Source organism: Bradyrhizobium sp. 160 (assembly GCF_023073735.1).
Taxonomy (GTDB): domain Bacteria; phylum Pseudomonadota; class Alphaproteobacteria; order Rhizobiales; family Xanthobacteraceae; genus Bradyrhizobium.
Map to the genome: position 1 here is coordinate 1 of NZ_JADPKD010000016.1, position 1,051 is coordinate 1,051.

Here is a 1,051-nt window from a genome sequence, read left to right on the forward strand (position 1 = left end):
AGCGTTAGCCGATCAGGTTGCAAGTATCCCGCGGCAGTGAAGTAGTTTGAGGATTCTGCGGGCGTGTAAGTGTCGATGATGCGCCCGACGGCATCCCAGAGACCGCCAACAGTGCGTTCGGCGGCCTTTCGCAGATTTGCTTTGAGCTTTGCGAAGGCGTTCTCGATCGGGTTGAAGTCGGGACTGTAAGGCGGAAGGTAAAGGAGCGTTGCGCCGGCAGCCTCGATCATCTCGCGGACGCGCGGCCCTTTGTGGCTGGAGAGGTTGTCCATGACGACGATGGCGAAGGCTGGAAGCTCTGGTACGAGGACCTTTTCGACATAGGTCTCGAAGGCATCGCGGTTGATGGGACCATCGAGCACCCAGGGTGCGATGATGCCGCGCGTGGTTAGAGCGGCGACGCAGGTTGTCGTTTTCCAATGGCCGTGAGGAACGCTGGCCCGCAGGCGTTCGCCCCGCTGGCAACGGCCATGTGTTCGCGCCATGTTGGTCGATGCCCAGGTCTCGTCAATGAAGACGAGCCGGTCCCGATCGAGCTTGTCCTGGCTCTCACGCCAGGCCTGGCGTCGCGTCAAGACATCCGGGCGATCCTGCTCTGTGGCATGGGCGGTCTTTTTTTACGCGTGATCTTGTGGCGCTCGAAGAAGCGTCGGATCGTGCCATATCCGAAAGACAGGCCTTGTTTGCTCAAGCTGTCACGCAATTCCTCGATGGTGATATCGGGAGAGGCCTCGAGCAAAGCCACGATCGTCGCCTCATGGGCATCAATCCGATGAGACTTGCGATCGCCGCCCTGAGCTCTCGGCTGGGCATCCCCCTGTTCCCGTTCGCGCGTGCGCCAGCGGCTCACGCTCGCCGCGCTTACCCCAAATCGCTCGGCAGCCTGCCGGCCTGAAACGCCGCCTCCAATACAGGCAAGCACACGTTCGCGAAGATCCATCGACAGCGGTTTCGCCATGCCCGCCGGCCTCCAATCCCGGCGGCAAGCTTGAATCATCAAAACGCTGATTTGTGAATCCCCAGCGATTCAGTCCGATGGGCTAACGCTCTA

At 60.7% G+C, this 1,051-nt stretch carries 1 protein-coding gene; it reads right to left on the minus strand.

The window, feature by feature from the left end; genetic code table 11:
- A protein-coding gene (locus tag IVA98_RS08540; protein ID WP_247354638.1) for an IS630 family transposase occupies window positions 1–958 on the minus strand; the annotation gives its coding sequence in 2 pieces (ribosomal slippage) (window positions 1–619 and window positions 619–958; 959 coding nt annotated over the 2 pieces). This gene is flagged as partial in the annotation.
- Window positions 959–1,051: the final 93 nt, after the last annotated feature.